Source organism: Sporolactobacillus pectinivorans, assembly GCF_002802965.1.
Lineage (GTDB): Bacteria > Bacillota > Bacilli > Bacillales > Sporolactobacillaceae > Sporolactobacillus > Sporolactobacillus pectinivorans.
This window is the reverse complement of record NZ_NXGA01000001.1, coordinates 2711415-2726750: the sequence shown is the minus strand read 5'-3', so window position 1 is coordinate 2726750 and position 15336 is coordinate 2711415. Positions and strand designations below refer to the sequence as shown.

The following is a 15336-nucleotide window of genomic DNA, read 5'->3' as shown; positions in this document are numbered from 1 at the left end:
AAAAAACTATTGATGGAACACCTGACGAGATGTATTCCATTGAAATGAAAAGAAATAATCAATAGGGTATCGCTGTTTCCAAAGGGATGAAAACTGGAAATCGGTGGATTCTTGGGATATGAATCTACTTTCGATGCTACTGCAGAAGGAAAGGTTGGTGAAATAGATCAATTCTTCAGGCATAGAATTTCAATTAATCAAAAGGATAACGATGATTATACAGCATTGCATTGAGCAGCACAAAAGTATACTGTCTGAAGAGGGAGTTTATTAAAGTGAGCCAGAATGTGAGACGAGGACTCAGATTAAGGTGCGAAAGTGGCATCCATGATGATGTCCGTTCCGCCGCAATGATTTTTTGCAAATGGTTGAGATTCGAGTATGAATTTCCAATCAGGGTTGTTATCTATTTAAAAAAAGCTGAAAAAATAAAAAATTCTACGACAAAGGAACTGGTTACTGCCACCTTTTTTGATCCTTTTGATAAAAATGTGGAACCGTATATTAGAGTTGCTACAGGATATTATCTAGATTTAATAACGGAAGAAGGAAAGTTAAATGCTCTTTACCCTGTACTCGAAAGCATTGCTCATGAGCTATCCCACTATTTTCAATGGTTCGATGACTTGGACCTTTCAGAAGAGCAGGCTGAAGAGATGGCAGAAGGTATGTTAGATGATTTTCAGTGTAGTCCCCTGTTTAATGAAATATTTTTGAGTTAGTCTTTTAAGTGGACACACCAGAATGGGATCCCATATGATGATACTATCCTAAAAAAGGGCGTGTTCGAAAATGGCTTTTGATCCGGAGTACCGAAATTTGAAAATTAACGGTCATTATCATTAGATAAACAGGTGAATATATGCCGTTCTCTGCAAAATAAAGATTCACGACCTCGGGAGGAACCTGACATTGAGTATGATTCATTTCTATGATTTAGAGACTATTGAAAACCAAAGATTGAAGTATGTGGTTATCGCGTCAAAAATGAAGGAAAAATGGGTGTTTGTGAAGCACCGTGAAAGGAAGACTTGGGAAATCCCCGGAGGGAAAATTGAAAAGGGGGAATCAACAGATGCTGCTGCGCGCAGAGAACTGTGGGAAGAAACAGGTGCTCAACAATTTACATTAATGCCTGTGTGTATTTATTCTGTGCTAAAGGAAAATGATGAATCCTTTGGTCAACTCTTTCTTTCACATATTTTTGTCTTGGGAGATTTACCTGCTTCAGAAATTGGGGAGGTTAAATTGTTTGATTGTTTGCCTGAGTGCTTAACCTATCCAGCCATTCAGCCCCTTCTTTTTTCGAGAGTGCAGGAAAAGATAGGGTCTAATTATTACTGTGAAACCGATGAGCAACACAATTCTAAAAAAGAATGACTAAAAGTGATCTGCTTTTTTCGCAAAGTCATTCACAGTCAAAGAGCGGGCTGGCTAACTGTTTTGTAAAAATAAGTTAAAGATGATTCAAATTGTTAAAAGTGGTTGTATTTATTCTTTTAACAAATGTAATATTCGGTGAAGGATCGTTAAGGTAATGTAAAATCGTTTACATCGGTTTGAGACATTCACCCTCTATAATTCAAATTGAGGTGAAGGACAGAGAGACACGTATCGTTCTTCATCGAATGAAGGGGGTTTTTACTTTATGTTATTGAAAAAAATCGGTGCGGCTGCAACAACGCTGGCAGCAGTCGGAATGGTGATACCGATGGCAGCCGGATTTGCTAACGCGGATAGCACTTCGACGGCAGCAAACAGGGAAAGTCAGCATACATATCGGATGACCGTGAAAAGTGCTGATGATTTAGTGAATGAAATCGAAAATGAAAAAGTGAATAAATATCATGTGTTTATTGAAGCGGAAGTACAGCATCAGAAACAAGAGCCAGTTCGGAATGTTCAACCAGCGGATCATTTAATCACAGCAACAACGGTAAAAGAAGCAGATGGTCAGGGTTCGTCTGTTCATGATTCCACAATGAGAAAACCATTGAAAGTTGTAACACCTGAACTTCAAAAGTCTAAGCCTGTAGCTGTTAAGCCGGTTAAAGTTTCTGAGGCGGAGGAACAGCCGCCCCGGAAATCTGTCTCGGTAAAACAGACGATACCGGTCGAGGCAACTCGTAATCATTTGACAGAAGCGTCCGTCAAAACGAACAATACGGTTCAGCCAAAATCGATAGAACTTGATGTGAAACCTCAGACTGTTTCAGCTGGGAAGAACGCAGCGGCCAGTCAGCCGGTGACGGCTAGGGATAATCCATCAACAACGGAAAAGCAAATCCAGGCGGCCGCTCCCGTATCTAACCATCCGTCAGTCCAGCTAGCCAATCAGGCAAAACAGGAAACGGGCGAATCATCTGCAATGTTTACATTGACTGCTTATTCCCTTAAAGGAACAACAGCTACAGGTGTTAATTTAACGACAAATCCGAATGCACGGGTCATTGCGGTTGATCCGAGTGTGATTCCGCTTGGTTCGACGGTTACCATCCCGGGACTCGGAACGTATACTGCGGCTGACACCGGAAGCGCAATTCAGGGAAACCGGATTGATATTCATATGTCTACAGAACAGGCGGCATTGAATTTTGGCAAACGATCGATGCAGGTTATTGTTCATTACTAAGAACTTTATTCAAAAAGAGCAGCGAATCAAAAGTGATTCGCTGCTCTTTTTGATTTGACAAGAGTCCGGATCGTATACACCCATAGGCTCTTCGCTGAATACAGTATGATGACTAATATGTCTAAGGGAGGGAGTTCCTTTGGTGACTAAACCACCCATGCTTCGACCTGGAGATTCGGTCGGTATTGTAACGCTGGGGAGTCCATTATATCCGGAAATCATCAATCGGGGGATTCAAGGCCTTCAAAATATGGGTTTTCAGGTTGTTGTCGGACAACACGTTTATGCTCAAACCGGGTTTTTAGCGGGAACGGATCAACAGCGTGCATCAGATCTCATGGCGATGTTTTACAACGATAGTATCAAAATGATTGTTTCTTCCAGAGGCGGTGTTGGTGTCGCCGGAATTCTTCCGTATTTGGATTTTGATTTTATCCGCAGCCATCCAAAAATTGTCAGCGGATATAGCGATATTACTATTTTACTTAATTGCCTCTATCAATTTGCGGATCTGATTGCCTTCAATAGTTTATTGCTTTTCGATTTTTCATCCAATACGCCCAGCTATAATTTCGATCAGTTTTTTACAGCGACATCTACAACTGCAGCTCCGCGACTGATCGAAAATCCACCGGGTATCCCGCTTGTGAGCAGGGTTCCAGGCAATGTTACGGGACCTCTTGTGGGAGGAAATCTGACATCTTTTATTGGAACGCTTGGGACACAGTTTGAAATTGACACAACCAATACTATTTTGTTCCTTGAAGAAACCCACGCGCCGATCAATACGGTGTACCGCTATTTTAATCAGTTGAAAATGGCAGGAAAATTTGATGACTGCTCTGGAATACTTCTGGGGGAATGTACCCGATGTCCCACAGAATATCAGACGTCCTACGAAGATCTGATCACAAGCTTCATCGTTCCACTTGGGAAACCGCTGATGACGCATATCACCTCAGCACACGGACGCTATAAAGCTGCTATGCCTATTGGTGCAACCGTTAATCTGGATACAACGGACAATATACTGACTCTACTGGAGCCTACCGTAAGTGCTTCTTAGTGCTGATAATGCCTGGCAAAGAAGTGATTCTGTTAGAAGTGTATTTTTTCCTGACACATTCCCATTGAGATAGGGGAGGTTGCAATTGAAGAGTGAATTATTAAGAATTAGTGCATTATCCTCTGTCGTTCTTGGAAAAATCCTGGTTGCCCTAGGGCTTACACCATCAATAAGAAAGTCGCGAAAGACTCAGGAATCTCTTATTTTCTATGGCAGTCTCCTCCAAATCAATGGAGATTCAATAGTTGCGGAATTTCACCCAAAGGGCAGCCCGTATAGATTTGGGACCCAACTGGAAGCTCTTGGATATGTTATAGGCACTTTTGCTTTCATCGTATTTCCGGATCCATTTGTAAGGTTAAAATTTTTGAAATTCAATAATCTGGATCAAGTATTAGGAGGTACCGTTATCCTCACTGATAAAAATGCATGGAAAGAAAATTATCTTGTTGTTGGGAATGTTGCTGCAGTGATCGGAAACTTTCTGCTGGCTTTGGGCACAACCAGCAGAATGAGAAGTCCGGCACCTTTATCTTACATCGATCCGCTTGAAACCAAAGGTGCATGGACAACAATGGCCAGTGCCACGATCATACTTCTTGGCGAGTTAGCAAGAGCTTCAGGTTTAACTTTTCAATCCGACTAAGTGCAGCGTATCCAGATATTTTAAACCGTTCAGGTTAACAACCGAAGTCTTTTGTCTCACCTCTTCTTTAATCGCTTCAGCAAATCGATTATTACCGATGGCTTCATTGATATAAATAGCTTTATTGATTAATGATAATCCCCGTTCAATTTCTTCTGTATGAACGAAAATGATCCCTTTTCTTTCCAAAGACATGGATATAAGATCAATTCTATTTATTTTCAGGCTTTCCTCCAAGGCTTTCTCAGCATAAACTAAAGCAGGCTTATGCTTATCTTGGTTGATCAATAAGAGTGACATATTCAATAAAAAAGCAATTTTAAGTGTCTCGTGTTCTTTAAAATTAACTGAAGTCCTATATAAATTTTTAAGCGCTATTTCCCCAATTGACAACTGTGTTTCTGATGGAAAAATATAAAGAATATTGTTTATTAATCTAAGTTCGATGGAATACCAGCTATCCATTTTTGAGAGCCTGTCCCATACCTTTTCAGCAGAATTTCGTGCTTCTTCGTAATTACCGCTTTGTACGAATAAAAGGGAATGACAAACTAATTGAATATCTTGAACCACACTGTCATAAGTTGCTTTAAGAAATTGTGCGCAGCTCAATTCGAGTTCAACGATCTTATCCGAATCAATCGTTGTTGAAATATGTGAGAAATCATGAACAATCTTTTCCTTCTCATCAATTGAATATTTATTTCTATATAATATTACCTCGCTATAAGTAACATCTAAACGTTCCAATATATGTATAAATTTGTCAATAGTCGGTGTCATCTTTGAAGACTCAATTTTAGAATAAGTGGATTGTGACATTTTACCGCTGGAAACATATTTCTGAGTATATTTTTTTGATTGACGTATTTTTTTTAAAGTAAAGCCCAGTTGATCCAATCATGTTCACTCCAAACGAAGATATGAATATATTCATATTATATCTAAACCAATAGTAAACATCATTATAATAATCGTATAAAATACCTAAGACGGAAGTGATAGTATGTTTTCTCCTGCTGATATTTGGATTGTTGGTGGAGGTATAGTGCTCTGCTCTATTTCAAGTTTTGCACGGTAGTTTTCACTCTTACCGGTAAATGATGCATGGGTCATTACTCTATCAAAATAATCTACAAAAAAAGACATCCACAGCGTACGTGAGATGCCTTTTTTTTGAGAAACAACTCCGTGAGTGCATCTCCCTAAATAGAACTTATTCGGGATCAAACAGTACGAAAAAAAGATAAAGAAAAAATGTGTTAAAGGGGAATAGTTACAATGAAGTCCAGACTGATTACAAAAACCAATGCCAGTGAATTTGAAGAGGCTATGAACATCTTGTTAGGTAAAATTGACGGCAACCTTGTTGATATTAAATTTTGTGAATCAGGCAATGGTGAAGCACAACGCTATTCTGCTTTAGTCGTTTATAAATGATTGTGTACAATTGTCACCATGCTTTGCATGTAGGTTTATGCTCTTTGACAACTCCGGCTTATAAAGGTATGACTTAGCCGTGCGAATGCGGGCTCAATGCCAAAAGCGGTTTATATTACCCCGTTTGCAATTAATCTGTTTCAGAAGTTTCGCTTTCTACTGCTTTCAAATCAAGTCCGGATTTTTTATATTTAAGCATTTTATACAGCAGTTCACAAATAAATGCCCCTGCTTCAACAGCCGGAATACCTTCCGAATGAATATTTGAGACAACTGTTCTTCTTGCTTCCGGCATGCCCATTGTAGGCCTGTAAGCAATATAAGCACTCATTGATTTTGCAGTTGCCAACCCAGGTCGTTCGCCGATAAGCAAGCATACAACGTCGGCATCAGTAATTTCACCAATTTGATCCATGACGCCAACACGGCAATACTTAACGAAAATATGTTTTTCACAGTCAAGTCCGTAAAATTTCAGGCCCTGTTTTATTGAAGGGATGATTTCCTTGATATTTGCCTCAATGGCTGCGGAACTTAATCCATCGCCAACAACGATTTGGATTTTTGGATGGTTAGCGATGCTTTGTCTAATCTTTTCTGTATTTTCTTTTGATAATCTGCGGCCTAAATCAGGGCGAGTGAGATATTCATCTTTAGAATGACACAATGTTTCAGTCTCAATAAAATGCATTTCCTTTATTAATTCCGGATGGACATAAGAGAAGACGGCATCCTGGGCAGCGGCATGGTCCGCTCTGAATCTCAGGACCGATTGTGTTTTATATCTTGGCCCGCAGCGCCATAGGCCCAGGCGCGCTGGTGTGTAGGATTTAATTTTAAGATAACTCTGACGATTTTGTGGGTGAGGAACAAGAAACTGTTTCCTGATATTGATTTTTGAGAGATCATCCAGAGTTTCATCATCATGAGTATCAGTCCGTGCTTTATCTTTTTCCATAATATTGACCTCCTCGTATATTACATTAAGTGACCGTCTTTATTCCTGATCCAAGAATATAGATGCATCACCGGCGCGTTCCGTTAAATGGCCATTTTCGATCACGCCTATTTTTTCCAGCCAGTCTTCAAATTCTTTAATGGGATGAAGGCCGAATAATTCTCGGATGGTTGCCGTCTCCTGGTATCCTGTAGATTGATAATTAAGCATCACATCATCTGCATGCGGGACGCCCATAATATAATTACATCCAGCGGCCGCCAACAACACGGTAAGATTTTCGCCGTCATTCTGATCTGCTTTCATATGATTGGTATAGCAAACATCGCATCCCATGGAAAGGCCGGTTAATTTGCCCATGAAGTGATCTTCTAATCCGGCACGAATCACTTGCTTCGCATCATATAAGTATTCCGGGCCAATAAAACCAACCACTGTATTTACAATGTAGGGATCAAACGCTCTGGCAAAACCATAGCATCGTGCTTCCATGGTGACTTGATCGGTATCGAAATGAGCTTCAGCCGACAATTCAGAACCTTGGCCTGTTTCAAAGTACATGACATTCGGACCCCAGGCCTGTCCGTTTTCTACAGCTAACTGACGTGCTTCGGCTAACATCTCACGATTAATGCCAAATGCCGTATTTCCTTTTTCAGAGCCTGCAATTGACTGGAAAACCAATCCGGCCGGTGCCCCTTTTCTAATGGCCTCCATTTGAGTTGTAATATGGGCCAGTACAGATGTCTGTGTCGGAATCTCCCATTTGGAACGGAATTCTTCAAACTTATTTAAAATGTTGAACACATTATCTGCCGAATCATTGACGGGATTTAATCCGATCACTGCATCGCCAATTCCCATACTCAGGCCTTCCATTACGGAAGCCATGATGCCATTGATATCGTCTGTAGGGTGATTCGGCTGAAGGCGCGATGAAAAGGTTCTTTGCCGTCCAATAGTTGTATTAGCTGTTTTCTCAACATGAATCTTTTTTGCCGCAAAAATGAGATCCATATTCGTCATCAATTTACAAACGGCTGCCACCATTTCAGCAGTTAAGCCTCTTGAAATACGTTGAATATCAATGTTGGTTGTTGCATCATTCAGCAACCATTCACGTAAATCCTGAACCCTCCAACTTTTGATAGAATGAAAAATTCTTTTATTAATACCATCGATAATCGTGCGGGTGACTTCATCCTGATCATAGGGAACAGCAGGATGGTTATAAAGATCGTTCAGCGTTAATTGCGCGAGCACAATCTTGGCAGCGACACGTTCCTGGGCGTTTTCAGCAGCTATTCCAGCGAGTTGATCACCTGATTTCAATTCATTTGCTTTTGCCAGCACTTCTTTTACAGAGTCAAAAGTATAGACCCGATCGGCGAGTTTCGTTTTTAATATCATGAGGTTCCCTCTTTACTTAGTTGAATATCAATGTTTTAACACTGACAGGTATGACGGTTGCATGAGCGATAGGTTCGCCCAAATCGATATAATCGCCATGTTCCACCTTGACGCGATCAATGCAGACAAAAGGGTAGTTTGGCGGAAGATAGGCAAAGAGACTATGTCCCAACGCCTTGGCGATGTCTTCATAAGTGATGACAATCAATGGAAATCTTCTGTCGATCAGCCCGCTCGATCCCTTTATAATCCCTTTTGCACAGGATTGCAGCTCTTCAAAGGTCGGACTTTTTAAACCAGTTAGTGAAATAGCTGCGTTGCTTAGTTCCATTTTTACACGGAACCAGTTCAGCTGATTTTTGATACTTTCAGCAAGGCTGTCGGCATTCAGCTTCTCTTTTTTTACGGAAATATTCAGTATTGGAATATTTCGTAAGGGAAGGACGCCCTGTGTATATGAAATCGTACTACCGCTGACATCAATTGTATAGGATCCGGCCCCCACAACGGTTGCCCGGATCGTTTCTTTTGAGTGAAGGACATTTTTCTGATTAAAAATAAGAGATTGTCGCAGCTCCCGGCCTAAAAGTACGCCGATGTCATCATATTTAAAGGGACTGTCCTGTGACTTGCTCCACAGGCAATCAGCAACGCCACCGGAAAATGTGACTGTTTTGATTTGCGATGGATCTAATTTGGAAAAGCTATGGTTCGTGACAAATAAATCAAAAAAAGAATCCTTTTCGCCTAGACCAACACTGTTTTCCAGTATCCGGACCAAAGTATCGATAATCGGATTTAATTGTTTGGCAGTGATGATTCTGCCTTCATGGATATTCAGGTTTAATCTATTGATCAATTGTTTAACTTTCGGAGCAAGATAGGTCACTTCTTTGGTTACCGGATCAAGCCTGATTAGTCTTCCGCCCACATCAAAGCAGGCCGTATCAAGTACTTGGTCACCGTCAAATGCAGCCAGATTAGTTGTGCCTCCGCCGATATCAAGATTGATCACTGGTGCTTGTTTTTCTTTTGAATACCGGCTGGTGCCTGCACCCTTTGCGGCTATCATGCCTTCCAGATCCGGACCGGCTGTGGCTACAACAAAGTCTCCCGCATAATGGCTGAGTGATTTTAATACTTTTTCAGCGTTCTCCTTTCTGGCTGTTTCCCCGGTAATGATAATGGCTCCCATCTGAATATCCTGTTTTTTAATCGCTGCGCGCTGATATTGACGGGACACAAATTTTTCGATCTTTTTATAGTCAATTTCATACTGGTTGATCAGGGGAGTGAACATAATATTGCTCCGATAAATAATTTCTTTTTTTGAAATCGCAATATGAGGCACCGAAAATGAAGACGCCATATTTTGGATGGTTAACCTTGATAGGACTAATTGAGTTGTCGATGTCCCGATGTCAATACCCACGCTTAGGATACTATTCTCTGACATTTGATAGGCTCTTTTCATTTTTTGGATGAATTTCTTGCAGAAATAGATTTATATGTTATGATTTATAACATATTGTGAAAGAAAACTTCCTTGTAATCCTATATTAACTCAATTTTTCTCTGCTGTGTGGATTTATTTTAAAATAATGTTAGATAATATAACATTATACAGACGCTGCTTTTAATAGTAATGTACGACATTTCGCATGATTAGTTGGTTATAAGAGCATTTGGTTAAAAATATAGTACATAACTTAGATAGAAGGAGATTATGACCTATGTTGGCATTCGGCATTCTTGTTAATTTGATTCTATTAGTTGTCATGTTTGCAATCATTGTGAAAGCAAATCGATCCGTCCGTCATTCCCGATCCCAGGGAACGTCGTCGGACAATCTTAAGTCATTTGGTTATAAGCAGGAATTGCTGCGTGACATGGGAGGTTTCTCTAACTTTGCGGTATCTTTTTCGATTATTTCAATTCTTACCGGTGCCGTCACGTTATATGGCTATGGCTTCAATCAAGGCGGGCCGGCCATCATGGGCGTCGGCTGGCCGCTGGTCACACTGTTTGTTTTATTTGTTGCCGCAGCAATGGCTGAACTGACATCGTCGATTCCGACATCAGGCGCGATTTATCACTGGGCGTCTATTTTAGGCGGACCAAGATGGGGCTGGTTTACCGGCTGGCTGAACATTATCGGACAGGTCACGATCGTCGCCGGCATTGACTTTGGATGCGCCGGGTTCTCATCCGCCTTGCTTTTCGGCAATCCCACACATACACAAACATTGGTGACCTATGCCGTGATTCTAATCATGCATGCTCTCTTGAACCATGTCGGGATCAATGTCGTTTCCAAATTGAATTCCGTTTCCGCAATTTATCATATCATCGGCGTCTTTGTAATTATCGGTGTCCTTACGGCTTTCGGGCCCCATCACAATGTCGGTTATCTCTTTGATGCCAGCTTCTCGACACAGACAGGCAGCAGCATGCCTTACTGGTTCGCTTTTCTTGTTGGTTTATTACAGGCACAATGGACGTTGACTGGGTATGACGCCTCGGCGCATACAAGTGAGGAAACGCTCGATCCAAAAGTCAGAGCGCCCTGGGGTGTTTACCTTTCCGTTGCTATCTCCGGGCTCTTTGGCTTTGTTCTGTTAGCCATTGTGACGATGTCAATCAAAAATCCGGCGGCCGTTGCCAGTGCGGGCAATAACGCGTTTATCGTAGCTATTCAGCAGGCTGTGGGCGGTGTATTCGGCCAGGCCATGCTGTGGATGATTACGATTGCCATGTGGTTCTGCGGTCTGTCGTCGATCACTTCATCATCGCGAATGGTCTTCGCCTTCAGCCGGGACAAGGGACTTCCCTTCTCAAAAATATGGGCCCATGTTTCTCAAAAGTTTTATACGCCGAATTATGCGATCTGGCTGGTCGCCCTGATCGCATTTCTGTCAGGTATCTTCAACAACGTTTATGCAGTGATTACTTCTCTGAGTGTCATCGGCCTTTATGGATCCTATTTCGTTCCTATTTTTCTCAAGTTGAGAGCGAAACTTAAGGGGATCTGGACAGAAAAAGACGACGGCCCGTGGAGTCTGAGAAACTGGAGTATTCCGGTTCACGTGATCGCCTGCGTCTGGATCGTATTCTTAGTGGTTCTGATGATTATCTCTCCTAACGATGTGGCCATCACCAAAACGTACACTTTGCATTACGCCACAGGCAAAGTTTTTATTGGCGCAATCGTTCTATTGGCTATTTATTTCTTTGTTTATGCGAAAAATCATTTCAAAGGGCCGCATCTTGGTTCCTATGCTGAAATCAGCCAGCGGCTGCGGAAACAGCATACGGATTCGGTGAATAGAGTCTCCTGAATAAGGACGAACTGGGAAGGGCAGATCACTTTCTTAACGTGGATTAAAAATCGAAAAGCAGATTTTCTGTTCTTTTCTTTATAAGAATAAATCAGGTCTATAATTTCAGAAAGATAAAAAACAAAAAGTAATCTATCGGCGGTTTCTTTGGCCGTGAAGGATTGCTTTTTTCATTTTTTTAAGGCCGTGGTCACCCCCCTGTAACAATAGCGGCTTTATCTTTGAGCTTTCCTGTTATCCTGTAGAAACCGTAGAGTCCTGCAATGCCCATGCAGAAAAATAATACAGCCATCATATAGGAAGAAATAAATGCACCCACAATCATGCCTAATGAACCCATGATTTTGGCACCCTTAAAAACAAATCCATGGACAGCCATATACGCCCCGCGATCGTGTTCGCCGGCTAATTCGGCCAGAATTATCTGGGAAACGGGAACATTCATCAATTCTCCCAGTGAAGCGATAAGCATCGACAAAAGCAGAACAAGCCACTGGTTGCTAAACGTAATAAGAGTATAGCCTGATACATAAAACAGAATTCCAAGATATAAAACATGCAGGGGGGAGTAATGTCGCATCCATTGATTGATCAGCAGCGTACACAGAACAATAAGCAATGTATTCTCTACTCTAATCCAGCTCAGCATCGTTAATCCGTCAATCGTGAGGCGGCCGAACAACACAGTCCGAAATTGGTCCTGTAAGCGCACGGCTATATAATTATTCATTTGGAATTCAAGAGAAACTACAAGAAGCTGAGAAATACAAAAAATGACAAAAAGGCGATCTTTCATCACTGTTGAATAGTTACGACTCAATTCTTTCAATGATCCCGTTAATGTATTAATTTTAGGTGCTTTGCTCACCGCATCACTTTCTTTAATAAGCCATTCGATGAGGACAAAAATGACGATACTCGAAACAGCTAAACCCGAAAATAGAATGAAACGATAGTGCTGAAACAGGGCACCTCCAATTATGGTTCCCACGGCGATTGACAGATTTGTTGACCAGTAATCCAGGCTGTATATGAACTGACGATTTTTTGGGGTACTGACATCAATTAACATGGCTTCCGCTGCAGGATTTAATAACCCTGTGCTGATATTCTGAATAAGCATCATGGCAAAAGTTACTGATGCAGAAGTCAGCCAGGCTGAATTGACAATTGCCATGATGACGAGTGCTACAATCTGAATGCCCTGAGCGATGACCATTACCTTCTTCCGACCCCAGCAATCCGCAATATAACCGCCATAAATACTTGAGACTGAGGAGACGATCACAATAATGAGCACTAAGCATCCGGCTGTTGCCGTTCCAAAGGCAACAGCAAAATAAATGGCCATAAAAGGAAAGATCATATTCCCAAAAAAGCGAGAGAGAAATGAGGTCAGCAATCGTGTTTTAATATTTCGATGCAGAGACATAAACGTGTTCAAGTCTTACACACCTCCTGTAAGACTATTTTTCTATAAAAAAAGGGTGTTAAAAAGTGTAGAATAAAATAAATTGCATCACCTTTTCGGGAGGAATGTCACTCTATGACTCTTTTGGATTATTACACCGAACTGTATATTCATCTTTTCCACAAAGCTGTCCACAGCGAAGTGGAAGTATCTATACGAGATATTTCCGTTTTGCTTGTTTGCTCGGAACGATACACCAAAACAGTTCTCCGCGAATTGGAGACAAAAAAATGGATCAGTTGGAAGCCTGGGAGTGGCAGAGGGCATAAATCGAAAATGTCATTCAATCAATCATTAAATGTTCTTGTTCCCCCAATTTTACTTAAGGCAATAAAAACAGATCATCTGGAGAAAGTTATACTTTTCTCAAAAAGTCATGACTTACCTGAAAAGCTTGCAAAAAATTGTCAGGCGCTAATAAAGCAGCAGTTTGGTTTCCTTACTGAACGAGAAGATAAACTCTTCCTTGATGTTCTTCGGGTTCCGATCGCCCGTCCCCTGGTAACACTCGATCCTGCCCATGCTGTCGGTGCTACCGAAGCAAGCCTGATTCATCAGATTTATGAACCGCTTGTCCTTTATAACAGTAAAAACAGAAATTTTGAACCTAATATTGCACATGCATGGGAGACAAGTCAGGATTCTAAAAAATGGATATTTTACCTTAGAAAGGATGTGAAATTCCACCACGGAAAAGAGCTTACTGCCGGTGATGTCGTTTACACTTTTCAGCGCCTTTCAACATCGAAAAGTCAACTGTCCTGCTTCTGGTACCTAAAATCATTAGTCTCAGTTAAAGCTGTCAATCGCTATACAGTTCAATTGATATTTTCGGAAACTAAAACACATTTGCTTCATTTTATCGCTACCATTCCGCTGGCCATTCTCCCTTCAGATGTCGGATTCGATTCATCCAATATTTCAGGCTCGGGTCCATTTAGAGTGTGTTCCTATGATCAAAATCATCTGCTGCTGGAACGTTTTTCCAATTATTTTAAAGAACGGGCACTTTTGGACAAAGTAGAAATTTATTTCACTCGATCGGCGAATCACAGCCGTCGGGATTATGTGATATCTGGTAAATTCTCAGAAGAGAACTTTGAGAGCCATGAAAACGGGTTCCGTTATCTTGTTTTTAATCAGAGAAAAGAAGGCATCCAACGTAATCTTTATTTTCGTGAAGCTTTTTCTGCCGTCATTGACCGACAAAAATTGGTTGATGACCTCGGTGGTGACCGCTATTTACCTGAAAACAGAATTTTGATTGGGAGTCGCCAAGAACATCTGAACGGCTCCGTTGGTTTTGAACAAGTCCTTGGTTACCTCAGAAAAAGTGGATATCATGGCGAGGATCTGACCCTTCTCTGCTATCGAAGGGATGACGCGGAATGGATAAAGAAGAGGGCACAGATAGTTGGTATCAACTTAAAGATTAATTGCGTGTCTCTTTCAGTTCTTGATGAACCGTCTGTTTTACAGCAAGCGGACATATTATTTGGCGGAGAGATATTAGAAAATGATTTAACTTTTTCACTCGTTAATTTTTTTATGAAGCCTCATAGTATCTCTGAACTCTTTCTTAACGACGATCAGAATATCTATATCAAGAACGTGATCAAACACTTCTTAGTCTCGGATGGATTATCATCTCTGCGTTGTTTTAAAAAGATTGAACAGTATTTGATAAGAAATCATTTGTTCTGCCACCTCTACAACGTCAGGAAAAAGCAGCTTTTTCAATCTGTAGTGTCCGGAATTAATTTTGATGAATATGGTTGGGCCGATTTCAGTAAATTATGGATCAAGCCAGAGAGTCAATAGATGCTGGTGATATTGGAAAGAGAAGACGTACTCAAGATGTTGTTTTCTTAACCGAATGTAGATTTGAAGAAGCTAAGAAGATCCGTAAGAAATACAGAAAGAAACATGAACGAGACTTCTTTCCACGAAGAGGGAGGTTGTTACTGAGAGAACTGATAACTTGATAAATTGTGTACCGGCCACACGGCAGCGCATTGAACAAAAGTTACTTAAAAAACCGAGTTATCATATTCGTCGGCTTACTCCGCTTGAATGCTGGTGACTGATGTCTTATGATGACGAGAATTTTTAACCGGGTTAAAAAAGTTTGTTTGAATTCTCAGCTTTATAACAAGCCGGTAGTTCGATTGTCATCAATGTGTTGACCAGCTTGTTTAAAAACTTGCTTCAACAAGTAAAGCTTTATCAATGCAAGGAGGTCAAGCTTAGACGTATTAGCTTAAGAATTATTTTTCGTATCGTTAATGGACAAGTTCAGGTTGTCCAGATTGTTGCCATTAACAAGCGCGAAGACGATAGGGCGTTTAAGATTGCTGAGGAACGATTAAATAACT

At 41.0% G+C, this 15336-nt stretch carries 13 protein-coding genes; 8 read left to right on the top strand and 5 right to left on the bottom strand.

The features are described 5' to 3' along the window. The first annotated feature begins 275 nt into the window (after nucleotides 1-275). From COP04_RS13210 to COP04_RS13190, 5 genes are all read left to right on the top strand, one after another. Nucleotides 276-722, top strand: coding sequence for a hypothetical protein (locus COP04_RS13210; RefSeq protein ID WP_239984861.1), 447 nt, complete (start codon nucleotides 276-278; stop codon nucleotides 720-722). Nucleotides 723-918: 196 nt separating this feature from the next. After that, the gene (locus COP04_RS13205) at nucleotides 919-1380 is read left to right on the top strand and encodes an NUDIX hydrolase (RefSeq protein WP_239984993.1); all 462 of its coding nucleotides are present in this window, start codon (nucleotides 919-921) and stop codon (nucleotides 1378-1380) included. Nucleotides 1381-1648: 268 nt separating this feature from the next. After that, the gene (locus COP04_RS13200) at nucleotides 1649-2632 is read left to right on the top strand and encodes a 3D domain-containing protein (protein WP_204988041.1); all 984 of its coding nucleotides are present in this window, start codon (nucleotides 1649-1651) and stop codon (nucleotides 2630-2632) included. Nucleotides 2633-2771: 139 nt separating this feature from the next. Continuing rightward, nucleotides 2772-3698 carry a S66 peptidase family protein gene (locus tag COP04_RS13195; protein ID WP_100488451.1) on the top strand — a complete coding sequence of 309 codons (927 nt, stop codon included), beginning with the start codon at nucleotides 2772-2774 and terminating at the stop codon, nucleotides 3696-3698. Nucleotides 3699-3783: 85 nt separating this feature from the next. After that, the gene (locus COP04_RS13190) at nucleotides 3784-4344 is read left to right on the top strand and encodes a DUF6944 family repetitive protein (RefSeq protein ID WP_100488450.1); all 561 of its coding nucleotides are present in this window, start codon (nucleotides 3784-3786) and stop codon (nucleotides 4342-4344) included. Here the strand turns inward: COP04_RS13190 and COP04_RS13185 are convergent. Continuing rightward, nucleotides 4324-5244 (bottom strand): helix-turn-helix domain-containing protein, encoded by a 921-nt coding sequence (locus tag COP04_RS13185; protein ID WP_100488449.1) that lies wholly within the window; start codon nucleotides 5242-5244, stop codon nucleotides 4324-4326. The two genes, COP04_RS13190 and COP04_RS13185, sit on opposite strands and share 21 nt — an antisense overlap. A 381-nt stretch (nucleotides 5245-5625) precedes the next feature. Here COP04_RS13185 and COP04_RS19650 point away from each other — a divergent pair, with 381 nt between their 5' ends. Next, entirely contained in the window at nucleotides 5626-5784 is a 159-nt protein-coding gene (locus COP04_RS19650) for a sporulation protein Cse60 (RefSeq protein WP_157800301.1), read from the top strand. A 130-nt stretch (nucleotides 5785-5914) separates the two neighbouring features. Here the strand turns inward: COP04_RS19650 and eutC are convergent, their stop codons facing one another. Genes eutC through eutA form a run of 3 tightly spaced genes read right to left on the bottom strand, consistent with a single transcriptional unit; the run spans nucleotide 5915 to nucleotide 9608 of the window. Beyond that, nucleotides 5915-6742 (bottom strand): ethanolamine ammonia-lyase subunit EutC, encoded by an 828-nt coding sequence (gene eutC / locus COP04_RS13180; protein ID WP_100488448.1) that lies wholly within the window; start codon nucleotides 6740-6742, stop codon nucleotides 5915-5917. A gap of 39 nt (nucleotides 6743-6781) precedes the next feature. Then, nucleotides 6782-8152: an ethanolamine ammonia-lyase subunit EutB gene (locus COP04_RS13175; RefSeq protein WP_100488447.1), complete on the bottom strand. Its 1371-nt coding sequence runs from the start codon at nucleotides 8150-8152 to the stop codon at nucleotides 6782-6784. Between the two features lie 16 nt (nucleotides 8153-8168). After that, nucleotides 8169-9608 (bottom strand): ethanolamine ammonia-lyase reactivating factor EutA, encoded by a 1440-nt coding sequence (eutA, locus tag COP04_RS13170; RefSeq protein WP_100488446.1) that lies wholly within the window; start codon nucleotides 9606-9608, stop codon nucleotides 8169-8171. A 277-nt stretch (nucleotides 9609-9885) separates the two neighbouring features. Between eutA and COP04_RS13165 the strand changes: the two genes are divergently transcribed. Beyond that, complete coding sequence (locus COP04_RS13165; RefSeq protein ID WP_100488445.1) at nucleotides 9886-11490, top strand: amino acid permease; 1605 nt, start codon at nucleotides 9886-9888, stop codon at nucleotides 11488-11490. A gap of 190 nt (nucleotides 11491-11680) precedes the next feature. On the opposite strand, the gene COP04_RS13160 is transcribed toward COP04_RS13165, so the two are convergent. Beyond that, nucleotides 11681-12934, bottom strand: a complete 1254-nt coding sequence (locus COP04_RS13160; protein ID WP_100488444.1) for an MFS transporter — start codon at nucleotides 12932-12934, stop codon at nucleotides 11681-11683. Between the two features lie 102 nt (nucleotides 12935-13036). Here COP04_RS13160 and COP04_RS13155 point away from each other — a divergent pair, with 102 nt between their 5' ends. Beyond that, complete coding sequence (locus COP04_RS13155) at nucleotides 13037-14782, top strand: ABC transporter substrate-binding protein (RefSeq protein ID WP_100488443.1); 1746 nt, start codon at nucleotides 13037-13039, stop codon at nucleotides 14780-14782. Nucleotides 14783-15336 lie beyond the last annotated feature (554 nt).

What these genes read in the sequence shown, in the direction of transcription:
- COP04_RS13205 (WP_239984993.1), top strand. Translation starts at nt 919, where the DNA reads ATGATTCATTTCTATGATTTAGAGACTATTGAAAACCAAAGATTGAAG.
- COP04_RS13200 (WP_204988041.1), top strand. Translation starts at nt 1,649, where the DNA reads ATGTTATTGAAAAAAATCGGTGCGGCTGCAACAACGCTGGCAGCAGTC.
- COP04_RS19650 (WP_157800301.1), top strand. Translation starts at nt 5,626, where the DNA reads ATGAAGTCCAGACTGATTACAAAAACCAATGCCAGTGAATTTGAAGAG.
- eutC (WP_100488448.1), bottom strand. Translation starts at nt 6,742, where the DNA reads ATGGAAAAAGATAAAGCACGGACTGATACTCATGATGATGAAACTCTG.
- COP04_RS13175 (WP_100488447.1), bottom strand. Translation starts at nt 8,152, where the DNA reads ATGATATTAAAAACGAAACTCGCCGATCGGGTCTATACTTTTGACTCT.
- eutA (WP_100488446.1), bottom strand. Translation starts at nt 9,608, where the DNA reads ATGTCAGAGAATAGTATCCTAAGCGTGGGTATTGACATCGGGACATCG.
- COP04_RS13165 (WP_100488445.1), top strand. Translation starts at nt 9,886, where the DNA reads ATGTTGGCATTCGGCATTCTTGTTAATTTGATTCTATTAGTTGTCATG.
- COP04_RS13155 (WP_100488443.1), top strand. Translation starts at nt 13,037, where the DNA reads ATGACTCTTTTGGATTATTACACCGAACTGTATATTCATCTTTTCCAC.